The organism is Secundilactobacillus kimchicus JCM 15530 (assembly GCF_001433995.1).
Taxonomy (GTDB): Bacteria; Bacillota; Bacilli; order Lactobacillales; family Lactobacillaceae; genus Secundilactobacillus; species Secundilactobacillus kimchicus.
This window is the reverse complement of the sequence record NZ_AZCX01000007.1, coordinates 53223-69745: the sequence shown is the minus strand read 5'-3', so window position 1 is coordinate 69745 and position 16523 is coordinate 53223. Positions and strand designations below refer to the sequence as shown.

Here is a 16523-nt window from a genome sequence, read left to right as displayed (position 1 = left end):
GTCATGGTTATGATGAACACAGCTTCAGAATCATCTACGGAAAAAATGTCGGTCATGGACTACGTCTACAAGATTTCAGCAGGCGTCTCTAACGCCGTTTTGGTCATGTTAGGGATTGGCTTACTCACACAATCCATCGCAAACTTCGTCCATTGGCCGGCCCTGTACCAAGTGGGTTCAATTGCTCAATGGCTTTTGGCACCCGCATTTGGCGCCGCCGTTGCCTCCCAACTTAAAACTAATACCCTGGTGTTATTTAGTGCCATGATTTCCGCAACTGTTGGTGCTAATGCCGTTTACTTTACAAGCACCACCATGCATGCTGCAACAGCCACCGGTAACCAAATGGTGGAAGCTGCTCAATCCGGAATTTTTACAACGGGGCAACCCATTAGCGCGGTGGCCGCTGGCTTGATTGCCGCACTCGTCGGCAAATATTTAACGGGTAAGACCCCGCTTGATATGATGCTCGTGCCGTTGGCTGCGACCCTGATCGGTTCCATTTCTGGCTTAGGATTTGCAAGTGTGACAACCCCTGCCTTGAACTGGTTATCCGCCTTCATTGCGCAGTCCATGCAAGTCAATCCCGTCATTGGCTCAATTGCAGTATCACTGGCTTGGTCCCTCTTCTTAATGACCCCAGCCTCGAGTGCCGCCTTGGCGGTCGCAGTCATGCTTGATCCCCTTTCTTCAGGAGCTGCCTTGATTGGGACCACAGCCCAATTCGTTGGGTTCACGGTGATCTCATGGCGCCAAAACAACTTAGGGGCAAACATCGCTCAGGGTGTGATTACACCTAAAGTGCAATTTCCAAACCTATTGGCTAACCCGAGATTAGCCATTCCGTCATTTATCGCCGCTGGTGTCTCAGCGCCAATTGCCACCCTCTTTTTCCACTTTAAAGTACCTTATACGTTAGGCGGCTTGGGCTTAAACTCCCTGATTGCCCCAATCAACTTGGCTTCCTCAAACATGTCAATGTTTATCGCTTACCTTGCCATGGGAATCTTGATTCCAGCCGTTATCTCATTAATCGTATACCGGGTCTTGCTCGGCTTACACTGGGTCAAAGAAAATCAATTACATCTCGAAATCGTTTAGCCATTAAAAAAACGTTCCGGCCTCACACTAAAGCCGAAACGTTTTTTTAGTTGTGCAATTAGTGGAATTGCATCCCACCGTCCACTTCAATGGTTTGGCCTGTAATATAGTTAGAATCCGGGCCAGCTAAAAATGAAACGGCTGCTGCTACATCAGATGGTTCAGAGAGTCGCTTTAACGCAATGTCTTTTGCAAAGGTCTGCATGCCCCATTCATCGTCCTTACCGGCGTTTTGACCAACTTGATGGGCAATATCAAACATCATAGGGGTTTTAACAATACCAGGAGCGTAAGCATTAACGGTGATATTTTCTTCAGCTAAATCCCGGGCCGCAACCTGCGTAATACCACGAACTGCAAACTTGGTCCCGCTGTAAAGGGCTAAGTTAGGGTTCCCCACTACGCCAGCTTGGGAAGTCGCGTTAATAATTTTGCCACCCTTGCCCGTCTTTTTGAATTGTTCATGGGCTGCTTGAATCCCCCAAATGTCACCCGCTACGTTAACGTGATAGACACGGTCAAACTGTTCCGGTGTAATGGTGTCAATTGGCGTTGTTGGACCAAGTCCCGCATTATTAACTAACACGTCAAAGCCACCCAGCTTGTCAGCTGCTGCTTGGATGCCAGCAAAAAAGCTGTCTCGTGAGGCAACATCAACTTCAACTGGCATGGCTTTGCCACCCTTTTCGTTGAGTTTGGCCGCCACCTTTTCGGCTTCATCGTAATTCAAATCAGCAACCGCAACTGCAAACCCATCTGCAGATAACCGCTCGACAATCGCTTTACCGATCCCTTGAGCGCCACCCGTCACAAATGCTACTTTTCCGTTTAAATCTGCCATATCCTACGCCTCCATTGATGATTGAACGACCGTGACAAGCGAAAGTGGCTTGTACCTCGTTCGTTTTTGATTCGCCTCTATCGTATCACGATTCAGGCTTTTATGAAAGCGCTTTCCTGAAAACCAATAAAAAAGATGATTTCCATAAGAAATCACCTTTCATTAGCTAGGCCACGTCTTCTTCGACCCGGTTCTTTAACGTTGTATGGTTTAACAGCAGGTTCAATACCACGGCGACAAAGCTACCAACGACCATCCCGTTACTTAGAATTGTTTGAACCTCTGCAGGCATAAATTGGAACAGCGCTGGTTGCGTGGTGACACCTAGTCCCAATCCCACGGAGACGGCAATGATCAATAAATTCTTATTGTTCATGTCAACTTTCATCAACATTTTAACACCTTGCGCGCCGACCATTCCAAACATCACAAGCATAGCTCCCCCCAGTACCGAGGTTGGGATCAGAGTCGCGATGGCGCCAAACTTTGGAATCAACCCCAAAACAACCAACAAACCCGCCGAGTAGTAAACGGGCCGAAGCGTTTTAATGCCGGAAAGTTGCACGATGCCAACGTTTTGTGAGAACGTCGAATACGGGAACGTATTGAAAATCCCACCTAAGATGGCCGCCAACCCTTCAGAACGGTACCCATGTTTAAGGTCCTTTGCATCAAGGTCGCGTCCCGTAATTTCAGCTAGGGCAAAATAAACCCCGGTTGATTCGATCATACAAGTAATCGCTGCAAGCATCATTGTTGCAATTGATGACCATTCGAACTTAGGCACCCCAAAGTAAAACGGCGTCGGCAATTGAATCCAGTGGGCTGCTGACACACTTGAAAACCCAACCTGACCGAGACCAATCGCCAAAAGCGTCCCGGCTAAAATACCAATCAAAACCGAAATTTGCTTTAAAAAGCCGCGACCCCAGATGTTAATCACCATAATAATCGCCACTGTGGTAAATCCAAGAACCAAGTTGACAGGTGAGCCGAACGACTTAGCCGTCGCATCTCCGCCACCCAGATTCTGGAACGCAACGGGAATCAGGGTAAACCCAATTAAAGTGATCAACGAGCCCGTCACAACCGGCGGGAAAAATCGCCGGAGGCTAGCAAACGGTCCCGCAATCAATAGGATAAACAATCCCGCTGCAATGATGCCGCCGTACATGTACCCCCAGCCAAAGTGGCCACCGATACTTTGAAGTGGGGCAACGTATTCAACCGCACAACCTAGGACAACGGGAAGTCCGATCCCAGTTAACGGCGTCCGCTTTAGTTGGAGTAACGTCGCGATCCCACACATGAAAATATCCATCGAAACCAGATACGTCATTTGTGCAGCGTTAAAATGGAGCGCGCCACCAATGAGTAATGGCACTAAAATATCGCCGGAGTACATGGCTAATAAGTGCTGAAACCCTAAAATAAAATTCCTAAGTACCGACTGCTCATTTGTTTTGGTTTGCAAAATCGTTCGCTCCTCATTCGTATTTAATTAAAAAGTTAATTGATTTTATCACTTTATACAGATTAAATCAATTTATCCACAAACTTTCTTATATTCATCTCATTTATCGTTCGTATTTTCGCTGAGACGCCTATAAATTGCAACTATTTCCCGGCCAAGTTCCATCGCTGTCATTGCCATTGATAGGTGATCTTGCGCATGAACCATCAGCAAAGTTGGCTGCTGTTGTGTCGCCGCGTCCGCTCTTAGCGCGTCTGACTGAATTTGATGAGCGCCAGCTAAGGCCTTTGTTGCTTGCTCTAAAAGCTGGTCAGCCGTCTCAATGTGGTTGTCTCGGGCAGCTTGAATCGCATCAAAAGCTAACTTTTTCGCCTGACCAGCCCCGATAATCAATTGCATGACCGTTTGTTCTGGTGTCATGGCATTCCCCACTTTCTTAGATTATTATTAACAACCCTAAGCCAAATCGACGTTGGGTTCAAGCTGTTTTCTGAAATGAATGTAATTTAGTTGCAAATACTACTCATTTTCAGTATTCGTTGAAAACAATGCCGTCCATTATTGAACTTAACTTCTTCCAAAATTCAGCCGTCGATAAATCGACTTCCTTGCCTTCTGTCTATCAACCGGGTAAACTTTGGCCATCAAGTAAGGAGGCGTTTACAAATGAAAGTCATTGGATTCGATCACGTCGGTGGACCGGATGTTTTCGAGGAACGAACCGTGGATACCCCACAGCCAGCGGCAGATGAGCTCTTAGTTAAAGTCATCGCCATTGGCTTAAACAACCGGGAACGAGCTGAACGGGCGGGAGAGTTTGGCCCTATCAGTGGCTTTACCGTGACCGGGCGCGACATTGTTGGCACCGTTGAAAGTGTCGGACCAAACGTCAAGGATTTCACCCCCGGCGAAGTCGTCGCCTCACACGTTGAAAACGGCTACGCAGAGTATGTCGTAGCACAGCCTAGCGCCACTACTCTAGTCCCGAGTGGCATCATGCCGACAACCGCGGCTGCTTTGATTACACCCGGAATCACCGCCTACCGTGCTATTACCACTTTCTCTCACGTAACGGCCGGACAAACCGTTATTGTCAAAGGGGCATCCGGTGGCGTTGGCGCCCTCGCTTTGCAAATGGCTGTCGACCGGGGCGCCCACGTCATTGCCATCGCTCACAGCCGAAATGAAGCGGCCGTCACCGCTCTGGGAGCTAGTGAGTTTGTGGCCTATGATCAGCTCACCCCAAGTAGCGTTTTGGCTGACCGGGCTGATGTCCTCATCAACGCAGCCATGAATGGTGCCGGCAGTGATGACGACATCGTGATGACCAAACCGGGAGGCGTCATCGCTACCGTTGCCCACAATACGCCACCCGCTAATAAACAGGTGACCATTAACCACATCCATCCTAGTTCAACGCCGACGGATGCCGAAGCCTTGGCGGTGATCATGGACCTGTTGAAGGACGGCAAACTGGCGATTAATATTACCAGCCAACTCCCCTTTAGCGCGACGGGATTGAAACAAGGAAACGAAATCCTTGAGCAATCCCACGATGGTCGAGTCGTTATTTTAATGGATCGTTAATCCTACTGAAAAAGGTGAACAGCAACCGCTGTTCACCTTTTTGATACCCGATGTTTTTTAACAAATTCCGCTGTAGGAAGCCGGAAGTCGGCATAGTTTTCTTCAAGTTTCTCCCGTGACCAGTTCCACCAGGCAATGTCGAGCAAGTCGGCGATGACTTCGTCTGAGAACCGCGTTTTAATGGGCTTAGCTGGCACACCACCAACAATGGTAAACGGGGCAACGTCCTTAGTTACAACCGCGCCGGAGCCAATAACCGCCCCATCGCCAACCGTCACACCGGATTGAATAATGGCCCCGTGACCAATCCACACATCGTTACCAATGGTGGTCGTCTGGTTTTTCCGGGCTGTCAAAAAGGCAGTATCGGGGGCACCAAATCCGTACCCCTCCCCATTGTAAGCAAACATGTGTTGAGCTGGCCGATCGTAGGGATGGTTAGTCGGCCCAATTCGAATCATAGCCGCCATACTAATAAATCGCTTTAAGGTACTATTTTGAATAAAACAGTATTGCCCAGTGTAGGTATAGTCGCCAATTGTTGCGTTATCAATATAGTTTTGAGCGCCAAGCTCGACGTATTGGCCAAACGTGGTCGCTTTAATTTTGCTTCCCGGACCAATTGTCGGCTTTTCCTTTGACAATTTAACAACATCAATATGCATTCAACCACTTCCCTTGGCGTAGATTGAGCTTTATTATAGAACAAAATCCGAAAAGAGGGGTCCACCATGTACCAAGTTAAGATAATTGATAACTTTGACCTTTCAACCGTCGACGACCACCTACTGACGGCTTCAGAGACGGCTTCTCCTGATGTTATTCTCGTACGAAGTTCACAAGTTCCTGACCGCCTCATCACACCGCGGCTACTCTTGATTGCTAGGTCTGGAATTGGAACGAACACCATTAATTTGGCGGCAAGTACCACCAACGGAACCGCCGTTTTTAATACTCCGGGGGCCAATGCCAATGCCGTGAAAGAACTTATCATTCAGTGTTTATTTCAAGCTGTTCGGCCGTTATCCCAAGCAATCCGAGAAACCGCCAAGTTAACTGCTGACCCGTTACAGCCTGCCGCTGAACAGCAACGCCAAGCCTTTATTGGCAGTGAACTTTATGGTAAGACAATTGGCATCATCGGATTAGGGACGATTGGTCAGCGCCTCGCCGATACTTGCTACCACCTTGGCTTACAGGTCGTCGGATATAATCGGAGCCCTAAGAACTTACAACACGTGCGACAGGTTGCCAACATCGCTGAGGTCTTAACTCAAGCTGATTTTGTTGTCCTATTACTACCGCTCACAACTGAGACGTCACGGATTATTGATGGGCCAAAGCTTGCCCTCATGAGGCCTAGTGCAACACTACTAAACTTTGGTCGAGGTGAACTAGTTGATAACTCAGCAGTTGTTCAAGCCGTCCAAGACAGACGCTTAAAAGCCTACATCACCGACTTTCCCCACCGTGACTTACAGAATATCCCGCATATTTGGCAGCTCCCGCACTTAGGTGGAAATACACGAGAAGCACTATCTCACAGTACCAACCTCACGTTTCAAAATACCCAAGACTTTCTGACCGCTGGTACCGTCCGTGCCTCAGTCAATTTTCCTACCGCCGACTTGCCGTTTGCCAGCCCAGATCGACTGACCCTTTTCTTCAAGGACCGACCTGGTTTTTGGGCCGAGGTTGACAGTCTTCTAACCCAAAACCACATTCCGGTCGAAGAAATGGTAGTCAATACCCGAGATAGTGTCGGTTACATCTTGATGAACACCACTTTATCACTCGCTCAGCGGCAGCACTGGACCACCCTCCGCCAAGCCCTGATGGCTGTCAGCGGGATGATTCGGGTTCGACTACTGGCCAATGCATCCGCGCCCTTTTCACCTAGTATCTAAGCTTTCCCTTAAGAACCCACCCCTTTGCCGCAATAAAATTGACCTGAATTCACCAAGCCGATACACTATTAATACAGTACTGAACACGATCTGCTTGCTAACCACAACTAATATCTCGGAGGGCCCACATGGCGAATGCTACCATCATGACCTTAATCAACACGTATGGTTACCTAGCTGTTTTTGCGCTCATTGCGTTTGAAAACATCTTTCCACCTATTCCATCAGAAATTATCCTGACGTTTACCGGCTTTCTCACCATCGGTTCTAGTATGACGGTGCTGGGCGCCATTATTGCGGCAACATTGGGGTCAGTTCTTGGCGCTGGCCTCCTTTACGGCGTCGGTCGACTCATCGATACCACCCGACTAGAACGCTTGTTAAACACCCGTTTTGGGCGTTTAACTCGGATCAAACCGCAACACATCACAAAAGCGACTGATTTTTTTAACCGATATGGCGGTCAAGCTGTTTTTTTCGGCCGCTTCGTCCCCATTGTTCGGAGTTTAATTTCGGTTCCTGCTGGAATGGCCCACTATTCCTTTTCTCGCTTTTTGGGCCTCTCTACCCTAGGTACCCTCCTGTGGAACGCCGTGCTTATCTCTGCGGGCTTTCTAGCAGGTGACCACTGGCAAGGGATTCTAGCGACAATCGAGAGTGTGAGTGATCTGGTATTGATCTCATCATTATTGATGCTCAGTGGCTTTAGTTTTTGGCTATATCGTAAGAAAAAAATCGTGAAGTAACAAAAGGGATCCTCGGCTCACTGGCTGAGGATCCCTTTTCAATCTAATCTAGCGAACTAGATTAAAAATTTAATTACTTGATGTTAATAAAGTGTAGGTTGACCATCTTTGAGAAGTCTTCCATTTGTTGAGCAGTCACAGCAAAACTGAAGACGGTGTGGTGGCCACCACCATTTTCGATCCAAGCCTTTGAACCAGCCTTAAGACCTGCTTTAGGTGTCCAGAGTTGCTTAGCAACTGGCAAGTGTGGCGTTTCAGCTTCAGGCTTGTTGCCTTCTACTTCGTACATGATCATCCGGAATTCGTCACCGAAGTCTGCAACGGTCACGTCGATAGCGTCGCCTTCTGAACCAGTGAAGACCAAACGAGCAGGGTCTTCCTTACCACCAATGTCCAATGGGTGAACTTCAACCCGTGGCTTGTCTGAAGCCAAGGTTGGGTCAACTTCCAACATGTGTGAGCCAAGAATAGCTTCGTGACCCTTACGAAGATCCAATGTGTAATCTTCCATGAAGGCTGTTTGCTTGTTGTGGCTCATAATCTTCATCAAACGGTCAAGGGCAGCGGTCTTCCAGTCACCTTCACCGGCGAACCCGTAACCTTCAGCCATCAACATTTGAGTAGCCAAACCAGGTAATTGCTTAACACCGTACAAGTCTTCGAAGTTGTCTGAGAAGGCGGTGTATCCACGGTCATCCATGAACTTCTTCAAACCGAAGTATTCACGAATTTGGTACTTAACGTGTTCTTCAAACGTTGCTTCGTCGTTGTCACCAGCGACCAACGTGTATTCCTTTGAAATTTCGTCGTACTTCTTGTCAATATCAGCGTCTGAAACAGCATCGATTTCTTGAGCAAGGTCACCCATTGCCCAGTAATCAGCAGTCCAGCCTAATTGAATCTGAGCTTCGATCTTGTCACCATCGGTAACGGCAACGTTACGCATCTTGTCAGCGAAAACAGCAACTTTAATCTTGAAGCTTTCGTTGTAGGCAACTGCAACGTCTTCCCAGTCAGCAATTTCTTGTTGGGTTTCATCATCGCCCCACCAGCCGTAAACGACTTTGTTGTTCAAACGAAGACGGGCGTTGATAAAGCCGTATTCACGGTCACCATGGGCACTTTGGTTCAAGTTCATGTAATCAAAGTCGATATCAGCGTATGGAATGTTGTTCAAGTATTGCGTTGCTAAGTGTAAGAGTGGTTTTTGCAATAATTGCGTCCCACGGATCCAGTTCTTAGCAGGGCTGAAAGTGTGCATCCAAGTGATCACACCGGCAACGGAGTCGTCATGGTTGGCGTCCTTCATCAACTTAGTGATGTTTTCAGCAGTGGTTGCCACTAACTTAAATTCGATTGGGTAAGGTAACTTACCTGAAGCGTTTAACTTGTCCACGATGTCGCGGGCGTCATTTTCAACTGACTTCAGTTGATCTTCACCATAAAGGAATTGTGACCCAGTAACGAACCAGAATTTGTAATCAGGAATACTCAGCATAACAATAATCTCCTTTTTTAATAAAAGTTAACGTAGTTTAAGAGTGTTTCGCATGATTCTTGGATTGGGCATTGTTTTGACCGTAGTAGGCATTGGCACCATGCTTACGGTAATAATGCTTATCCAACAGGTATTGTGGTAAATCGGAGTTCGCACGAGTCAATTCCATCGTGTGATAGTCTTCTTCAGCCACAACTTCAAGGACCTTAGCGTTGTAAACTGCCTTGGCGGGAGTGGGTCCCCAAGCGAACGGACCGTGTTGGCTAACCAACGCTGCCGGAACGGCTTCGTAATCGAGGCCGCGTTCGTTGAAGGTCTTGACAATCGTCTTCCCTGTGTTGCCTTCGTAGTCTTCCTCGATTTCTTCCTTGGTCAGCGCATCAGCGGCTGGCACATCACCGAAGAAGGTGTCGGCATGGGTGGTGTTCATTGCTGGCACATCCATCTTAGCGCCGGCAAATGAAACGGCCCAAGGGGAATGCGTGTGAACGATGCCTCCAATTTTAGGAAAATGATTGTACAAGTAAGTATGCGTTGGCGTGTCGCTTGAAGGGTTCATATCACCTTCAACAACTTCACCCTTTAAGTTAACGACAACCAAGTCTTCTGGCCGTAAGTCAGGATATTCTACCCCGGAAGGTTTAATAACAAACAACCCTTTTTCGCGGTCGATCCCTGAAACGTTACCCCAGGTAAAGGTCACTAAGCCCAGTTCAGGCAGCTGCATGTTGGCGTCGTATACTTCTTTTTTCAGGTCTTCTAACATGTTGTTTCTCCACTCTCCTTGAAATTAAAGGTCAATCGAATTGATGGCAGCTGTTTCAATGTTTAAGCCCTTCTTGTAGGCTTCGATAAACTTGTTGCAGCCGGCCACGCCTTCTTTGGTTGGGGCGACAGTGACACTTTCAGGATTAGCAAAAACCTTTTGGTCGAGGAAATCGGCCAAAGTTTCATTTTCAGCCTTGTTCTTAGCAAACAACCCTAGGATTGCCATTCCCCATGGGCCACCTTCACCGGCATTACTCATCACCGTAATTGGTGTGTTCAACGCGTCAGCTAACACTTGTTGGCCAACCTTAGGGGTCTTAAACAGACCACCTTGGGCAATGAAAACGTCCGTCTTGATGTGCTCGTCGTTAGCCAGAATATCGTTACCGATCTTCAGTGGGGCAAACGCTGAGTACAAGTGGGTCTTGATGAAGTTTGGTAAGTTAAACTTACTGTTTGGTGTCCGGGCGAACAATGGTCGACCTTCAGGCATCTTCGTAATGTTTTCACCTGACAGGTAAGCGTAACTGAGCAAGCCACCCGCGTCATTGTCACCGCGTTCGGAACTCTTGAAGAGCGCCCCGTAAAGGTCGTTTGGCTTCAAATCAACGCCGATTTCCTTGGCAAATTCATTGAATAAGCCAACCCAGGCATTAATGTCTGACGAACAGTTGTTAGTGTGCACCATAGCTACTGGAGCCCCATCTGGCGTCGTCACCATGTCAATGTCACGGTGAACGTTATCCATTGGTTCATCTAAGACAACCATTGAGAAGGCAGAAGTTCCGGCAGAAATGTTCCCAGTCCGAACGCGAACAGCGTCGGTTGAGACCATCCCAGTCCCGGCATCCCCTTCTGGCGGTGCCATTAATGAACCGCCTTCCAAGTCGCCAGAAGGATCCAATAACTTAGCCCCTTCTGCGGTCAAAGTACCAGCTGATTCACCGGCAAATTTGATTTCCGGTAAAATCTTTCTCAGACTCCAGATGTATTGCCGTACTGCTGGTTGCTGATTGAATTGGTCAATCATCTTTGAATCGTACGAACGGGTTTCATCATTAATTGGGAACATGCCAGAAGCATCGCCAATTCCCAAGACCTTTTCGCCCGACAACTTCCAATGCACGTAGCCGGCAAGCGTTGTAAAGAAGCTAATGTCTTTCACGTGGTCTTCTTGATTTAAGATTGCTTGGTAAAGATGAGCAATACTCCAACGTTGTGGAATGTTGAAGTCAAACAATTCGGTCAAGTCATCTGCGGCTTGTTCCGTAATGTTGTTCCGCCAAGTTCTAAACGGTACTAATAGGTTACCATCATCATCGAATGGCATGTATCCGTGCATCATCGCACTGATCCCAATTGCCCCGATTTTCTTAACGGGAACCCCGTACTGGTCCTTGACGTCCTGGGCCATTTTTTGGTAACTGGTCTGGATGCCCTTCCAGATCTTGGCAACCGGATAAGTCCAAATGTTGTTAACAAGCTCGTTCTCCCAGGTGAAGTCACCGGAAGCAACGGTTTGAAAGTCATCTGACACTAATACGGCCTTGATTCGGGTTGAACCAAGTTCAATCCCTAGCGAAATGTTTCCGCTTACAATTTCATTCTTAATACGGCTCGCGTCCATGAGTTAAACCCTCCAGATTGATTAACTGTTGTCGAGTTGATGCGCCAGTGGAATCAACAACATCTGCGACTAAAAGATTTTGCGAAGTTTGCTAAATCGCTTACAAGCCAAATTGTAGATTATTTATCCGTATAAATCAACAAAAATTTTATTTAACCGTATAAAATTTTGCGTCAAAAAAGCACGAAACCTTGTCGTTCCGTGCTTTCTGGCGTTAATTATTTTTTTTAACTGATCGACGTTCCACCAACTCTGGCTCGTACACGATTGATTCAACCGGCCGTTTATCAATCATATTAAGTAACAAACTTGCCGCATCGTGGCCCATCCGTTCCTTTTCATGAACCATTGTGGTGAGCCCCGGTTCCAAGTATCGGCCGAGTGAATAGTCATCAAATCCGGTTACCGAAACATCCTCAGGAATCCGGAGATCCAATGATTTGACCAGATCCATCACCTGAATGGCCAGTTGGTCGTTGTAACACATAATGGCGGTTGGTCGGGTCTCAACAGGACTCCGGAGATAATGCTCAATTTGTGACAAAATCTCCTTAATCGAGTCCATCGACCGATACATGACCACGTTACTTTTCAAGGCAATGTCTGGATGTTGCTGATAGGCCTTAATATAGCCGTTCATCCGGTTAACGCCCTGCGCGTCATCAACTTGAAAAGCCCCCAGGATCCGCTCGTGACCCGCGTCAATCAAGTAGTTGGTTAAGCGCAAAATCGCCCCTGCATCATCCGTTGTCACTGACACTGCTTCATAGCTTGGGTATGTGGCGTTGATAAAGACTGTCGGTAAACCCGTTTGACGAATTTTCTCATATAAGTCGGCATTTGGACTCTTAAGTGTCGACTGAGTGGGTTCAATGATTAACCCCGCAATGTTGCTGTCAAACATTGAAATTAGCGACCGCCGCTCCCTTTTGGGATCATTGTGGGTGTTCGCTAACAGCAACGCATAACCACTGTCTGATATGATTTGATCGGCCCCACTGATAATGTTTGGGAAAATATAGTCCGCGATATGCGTCGTCAAAATACCGATCATCCGGTTGGTATTTTGGTCCTCTGTTTTCACACTTTGCCAGTCGTTGACGTACATGCCACCGCCCTGAATTCGGTAAATCATATGTTCATTTTCAAGGTCGCCGACGGCCCGGCGCACCGTGTAACGACTCACATCATAACGGGCCATTAATTCAGTTTCAGTTGGCAACTTATCGCCAATTTTATATTCGCCCGCCAGGATTTGTTCGCGTAACCCGGCTTCGACGACTTCGTACTTAGCTTGCATCTCTTGACCCCGTCTACTTCTATTGAATTTAACAGTTTAAAACCATTTTTTAAGAATTATGTGCACTTAAATAATATAGCACAGCATATCAGATTACCATAACTTTGTGAAATCGACTTGAAAGACAAGTATTGACATTTGTCCGTATAAATATTAAATTGAAAACGGATACATCCACTCACAAAACGATAACGAACAGGAGTGTCAACTTATGAAAGCATCGCAATCTGATTTTGACCAATACGATGGTCATGCCGTCACCGCCTTCCACTTGGAAAACGATAACGGTGTTTCCGCCACCATTTTAAGCATGGGCGGCATTATTCACGAATACAACGTTCCCAGTCCCGCTGGCGAAACGACAAACGTCCTCTTATCTTATCCTCATACCAAAGACTATTACGCTAATCCGTTTTACGTTAACATGCTCATTGGACCAGCAGCCGGTCGAATCAAGCAAGCAACCTTCGACGTTGCTGGTGAGACCATCAAGGTTACACCAAACGAGGGCAATAACGCGCTCCATGGCGGCCCTCACGGTTTCAGCTTCGTTAACTGGGATGGCACGACCGACGTCACTGAGGATGGTGCGACGCTCACGCTACACCATCAATTTGAACAAGGCGCCGGCGACTTCCCATCAATGGACGTGACCGTGACCTATCAGCTTTCAAATGACGATCGGTTGACGTTAAGCTTCAGCGGTCAGGCTGATGCGCCGACCCTCTTCAACCCAACGTGTCACACGTACTTTAACGTTGACGGATCAGATACGATCAAGTCACAACAACTTCAACTGAACTCGACGCGGCACTTGGCCGTTGATGCCGAAAAATTGCCAACTGGGGACTTTCTTGATAACGCGGGCACCCCTTACGACTTCAGCCAACCAACCCAATTGGGAACTGCCATTGATGGCATGGCTGACACCACCGAAAAGGGCTTCGACGACATTTTTGAAGTGGCCCCCGCTGCTGACCACGAAATTGCCCAACTCAAGAGTACCGATAGCAACCGCAGTGTCACCCTTTACTCGGCCCGCAATGCTTTGGTTGTCTTCACCGCTAACTCGTTTACTGACGACATGGCCCTGGTTAACGGCCACGGCCATGGTACGCCTTGGATGGGTGTGGCCTTGGAGGCTCAAAACCTTTCAGATGCCACTCGGTTTACAAACTTTGGCGACATTACCTTGTTACCTGGCGAGCCTAAACATTACGAAATCGCCTATCAAGTCCACTACTAATCGCTCGAGAAAACTGAATTAAACCCCGCAATATCAAAAAACACCGCCGATACGAAAACTGTATCAGCGGTGTTTTTGAAGCCAACGGTAGCGGCTTATTCATCACCACGGTTGGACAAATTCTCACTCGTCTCGATGCTGTTGACCTGACGATAGCGTGATGGCGACGTCCCCGCATATTTCTTAAAGGACGTCGAGAAATAATAAATATTTTGAAAGCCCACTCGGCTGGCAATCTCTGAGATCGACAGGCCAGTGTTCAATAACTGCCGCCCGGCTTCTTCCATTCGGTACTGATTTAAGAAATCGGTTGGCGTCATCCCAACTGTTTGCCGAAATGCCTTGGTTAAAAAGGTCGCCGGTCGATTGAACTCTTTTTCCAACGTCGTCGCCGTAATTTTGTTTTGAAAATGGCTCCGCAAATAAGCCTGTAACTCTAGAGAAACCTGAATCATCAGATTTTGCGCGTTGTCTTGCGCCCGTAACTTATTGAGTAGCTGGATGAAAAGGGCTTGTGAATTGAAAAATTGTTTCGACTCGCACGTAATTGTTTGGGGCACTAATTGATCCATCGTTTCCTTAATACTGTCGGGATCTTCAACGGCCTGATGCTGTCTCAAAAACAACGTTTGAACGGGGACGTTCGCGTGTAGCGAAACGGCCGCCATCCCGTTTTTGATTGGCGCCGGTTCGTTTTTAAGTGTCCACTCGCCGGCCACGAAGACGTACAACCAGTCGATTTCGACTTCCGGTGTCTCGGCCCACCAAGCATACCGGTGGTCTCCCGCAACTAGAATGAATAACTCATCTCGGTGGACCTGCTGTTCCTTGCCATCGACCGACATCATTAACGTGCCTTTTCGAACGAAAATAAACATAAAGTATTCGAGATGAACCCGACTTACCATCCGCCCGTCTGCATGTAGTTCAGCATGGCCCCCTTCGATAAAGGTCGGCAGTGGCAAGCATGATAGTGATAAATATGCCGATTGCGCCATGAGATTTCCCCTTTTCTGGTCTTGTTTGATCTTCCAATCCTCGCACGCTAATAATAGCTCATGAGGACCGTTGGGTCACGCCATTTGAATCGGTCGCCGTCAGATTTTGACCGGTCCTAGCGCTGCTTATGTAACAAGTATAACTACGCAATGAAACCCATTTAAAACTTTTTAAATACACTTTTTTAATTCGCCCAGTTAATCCATATTTTGAATACGAAATATTCCATTTATATTGTACACAAATAACTACAAAATGTCATTTTAAAATCAAAAAAACGTCAAGAAATATCGTTTAACCGACATTCTTAACGCTTATAGAACGCGACACCGCAATGATTATCGTTTTTCTTCTAAAAAGTTTTTAGTTATCGTTCGAACAGTTTGATTTTCTTGTGGTTGGCCAATTGAAATTCGTAACCACTCTGGTTGAAGGCCGGTTCTGATTAGGTAACCCTGTCGCATGAGTCGATCGCTTAACGCCTGTGCATCGGGGACTCTGAAGTAAACGAAATTTGCTTGCGACTCATCATATTCCAGCTTCATTTCGGCTAAGAACGTTAACCATTTCTCCCGCTCAACGGCCACCTGGGCGGTCGTTTGATCAACAAAAGCTTGGTCGGCAAATGCCGCACTCGCAGCAATTTCAGCAAAACTGCTGAGATTATAGGGCAGTCTGACGGTCTGCAGCACACTCGCAAGGGCTTCTGGTACAACGGCGTATCCCACTCGAAAGTTTGCCAGCCCATAGGCTTTGGAAAACGTGCGGAGGACAACGAGGTTCTCATAACGCGTTGTGAGCGACAAGACGGAGGGGTCCGGGTCGCGCGTCACGAAGTCGATATAGGCTTCGTCCACGACAACCATGACCGTTTTGGGAACCTCTTGCAAGAACGCTTCAATCTGCTGAGGCGCCAAATACGTGCCGGTTGGATTATTGGGGTTACATAACCAGATCAACTTCGTCGTCGGTGTCACGGCCGCTAAAAAACCGGCTAAATCAGTCGTTCCCGTTTCGTCAACTGGCACCTCAACCACGGTCGCAGATTCAACCAACGCGTGCAAGCCGTACTCCGAAAACGTCGGTCCTGCCTGAATGACCGTATCTCCCGGTACTAATAGGGTTCGCGATAACAACTCAATGATTTCATCTAAGCCGTTCCCAAAAACTAATCGGTCCTGACTAATCCCAAACTGTTCGCTAATGATAGTTCGCAGTCGACTTGCCTCAGCATCCGGATAACGATTGGCGTCTTCAAACTGCCAATCAAGTAACGCCTGCTTCACTTTTGGTGAAGTGCCGTAAGCATTCTCGTTAGCGGATAACCGAACAATTTTCTTGAGACCTAGTCGTTTTTTTAATCCGCTTAACGATTCTTCTGGAACGTACGGTTTTAAATTTGCTAACCCTGGTTTCACCATCAACCACA

15 protein-coding genes are annotated in these 16523 nt (G+C 47.5%); 5 read left to right on the top strand and 10 right to left on the bottom strand.

Going from position 1 to position 16523, the window contains the following annotated elements:
- The first annotated feature begins 9 nt into the window (after positions 1–9).
- Positions 10–1101, top strand: a complete 1092-nt coding sequence (locus FC96_RS09325) for a PTS sugar transporter subunit IIC (RefSeq protein WP_370866653.1) — start codon at positions 10–12, stop codon at positions 1099–1101.
- A 58-nt stretch (positions 1102–1159) separates the two neighbouring features.
- On the opposite strand, the gene FC96_RS09320 is transcribed toward FC96_RS09325, so the two are convergent.
- The 3 genes from FC96_RS09320 to FC96_RS09310 form a co-directional block, all read right to left on the bottom strand.
- Positions 1160–1942: a (S)-acetoin forming diacetyl reductase gene (locus FC96_RS09320; RefSeq protein WP_056942797.1), complete on the bottom strand. Its 783-nt coding sequence runs from the start codon at positions 1940–1942 to the stop codon at positions 1160–1162.
- Between the two features lie 166 nt (positions 1943–2108).
- Complete coding sequence (locus FC96_RS09315) at positions 2109–3416, bottom strand: nucleobase:cation symporter-2 family protein (protein ID WP_268872577.1); 1308 nt, start codon at positions 3414–3416, stop codon at positions 2109–2111.
- Between the two features lie 99 nt (positions 3417–3515).
- The gene (locus FC96_RS09310; RefSeq protein WP_054659020.1) at positions 3516–3836 is read right to left on the bottom strand and encodes a PTS lactose/cellobiose transporter subunit IIA; all 321 of its coding nucleotides are present in this window, start codon (positions 3834–3836) and stop codon (positions 3516–3518) included.
- 246 nt (positions 3837–4082) lie between these two features.
- Between FC96_RS09310 and FC96_RS09305 the strand changes: the two genes are divergently transcribed.
- Complete coding sequence (locus FC96_RS09305; protein WP_056942795.1) at positions 4083–5003, top strand: NADP-dependent oxidoreductase; 921 nt, start codon at positions 4083–4085, stop codon at positions 5001–5003.
- 32 nt (positions 5004–5035) lie between these two features.
- On the opposite strand, the gene FC96_RS09300 is transcribed toward FC96_RS09305, so the two are convergent.
- Positions 5036–5668 carry a DapH/DapD/GlmU-related protein gene (locus tag FC96_RS09300; RefSeq protein WP_056942794.1) on the bottom strand — a complete coding sequence of 211 codons (633 nt, stop codon included), beginning with the start codon at positions 5666–5668 and terminating at the stop codon, positions 5036–5038.
- A gap of 66 nt (positions 5669–5734) precedes the next feature.
- Here FC96_RS09300 and FC96_RS09295 point away from each other — a divergent pair, with 66 nt between their 5' ends.
- Positions 5735–6910, top strand: a complete 1176-nt coding sequence (locus FC96_RS09295; RefSeq protein WP_056942793.1) for an NAD(P)-dependent oxidoreductase — start codon at positions 5735–5737, stop codon at positions 6908–6910.
- Between the two features lie 128 nt (positions 6911–7038).
- Positions 7039–7656, top strand: coding sequence for a DedA family protein (locus FC96_RS09290; protein ID WP_056942792.1), 618 nt, complete (start codon positions 7039–7041; stop codon positions 7654–7656).
- A 73-nt stretch (positions 7657–7729) separates the two neighbouring features.
- Here the strand turns inward: FC96_RS09290 and araA are convergent, their stop codons facing one another.
- The 4 genes from araA to FC96_RS09270 form a co-directional block, all read right to left on the bottom strand.
- A complete protein-coding gene (gene araA, locus FC96_RS09285) occupies positions 7730–9154 on the bottom strand; it encodes an L-arabinose isomerase (RefSeq protein ID WP_054659016.1) in 1425 nt (474 codons plus the stop codon).
- A 37-nt stretch (positions 9155–9191) separates the two neighbouring features.
- A complete protein-coding gene (locus tag FC96_RS09280) occupies positions 9192–9920 on the bottom strand; it encodes an L-ribulose-5-phosphate 4-epimerase (RefSeq protein WP_056942791.1) in 729 nt (242 codons plus the stop codon).
- A 24-nt stretch (positions 9921–9944) separates the two neighbouring features.
- Positions 9945–11549 carry a xylulokinase gene (locus FC96_RS09275; RefSeq protein WP_056942790.1) on the bottom strand — a complete coding sequence of 535 codons (1605 nt, stop codon included), beginning with the start codon at positions 11547–11549 and terminating at the stop codon, positions 9945–9947.
- Positions 11550–11763: 214 nt separating this feature from the next.
- On the bottom strand, positions 11764–12849 hold the full coding sequence (locus tag FC96_RS09270) for a GntR family transcriptional regulator (protein WP_056942789.1): 1086 nt from the start codon (positions 12847–12849) through the stop codon (positions 11764–11766).
- Between the two features lie 211 nt (positions 12850–13060).
- Here FC96_RS09270 and FC96_RS09265 point away from each other — a divergent pair, with 211 nt between their 5' ends.
- A complete protein-coding gene (locus FC96_RS09265; RefSeq protein ID WP_056942788.1) occupies positions 13061–14095 on the top strand; it encodes an aldose epimerase family protein in 1035 nt (344 codons plus the stop codon).
- 95 nt (positions 14096–14190) lie between these two features.
- On the opposite strand, the gene FC96_RS09260 is transcribed toward FC96_RS09265, so the two are convergent.
- Complete coding sequence (locus FC96_RS09260; protein WP_054659012.1) at positions 14191–15093, bottom strand: AraC family transcriptional regulator; 903 nt, start codon at positions 15091–15093, stop codon at positions 14191–14193.
- A 339-nt stretch (positions 15094–15432) separates the two neighbouring features.
- The gene (hisC, locus tag FC96_RS09255) at positions 15433–16515 is read right to left on the bottom strand and encodes a histidinol-phosphate transaminase (RefSeq protein ID WP_056942787.1); all 1083 of its coding nucleotides are present in this window, start codon (positions 16513–16515) and stop codon (positions 15433–15435) included.
- Between the last annotated feature and the right edge of the window lie 8 nt (positions 16516–16523).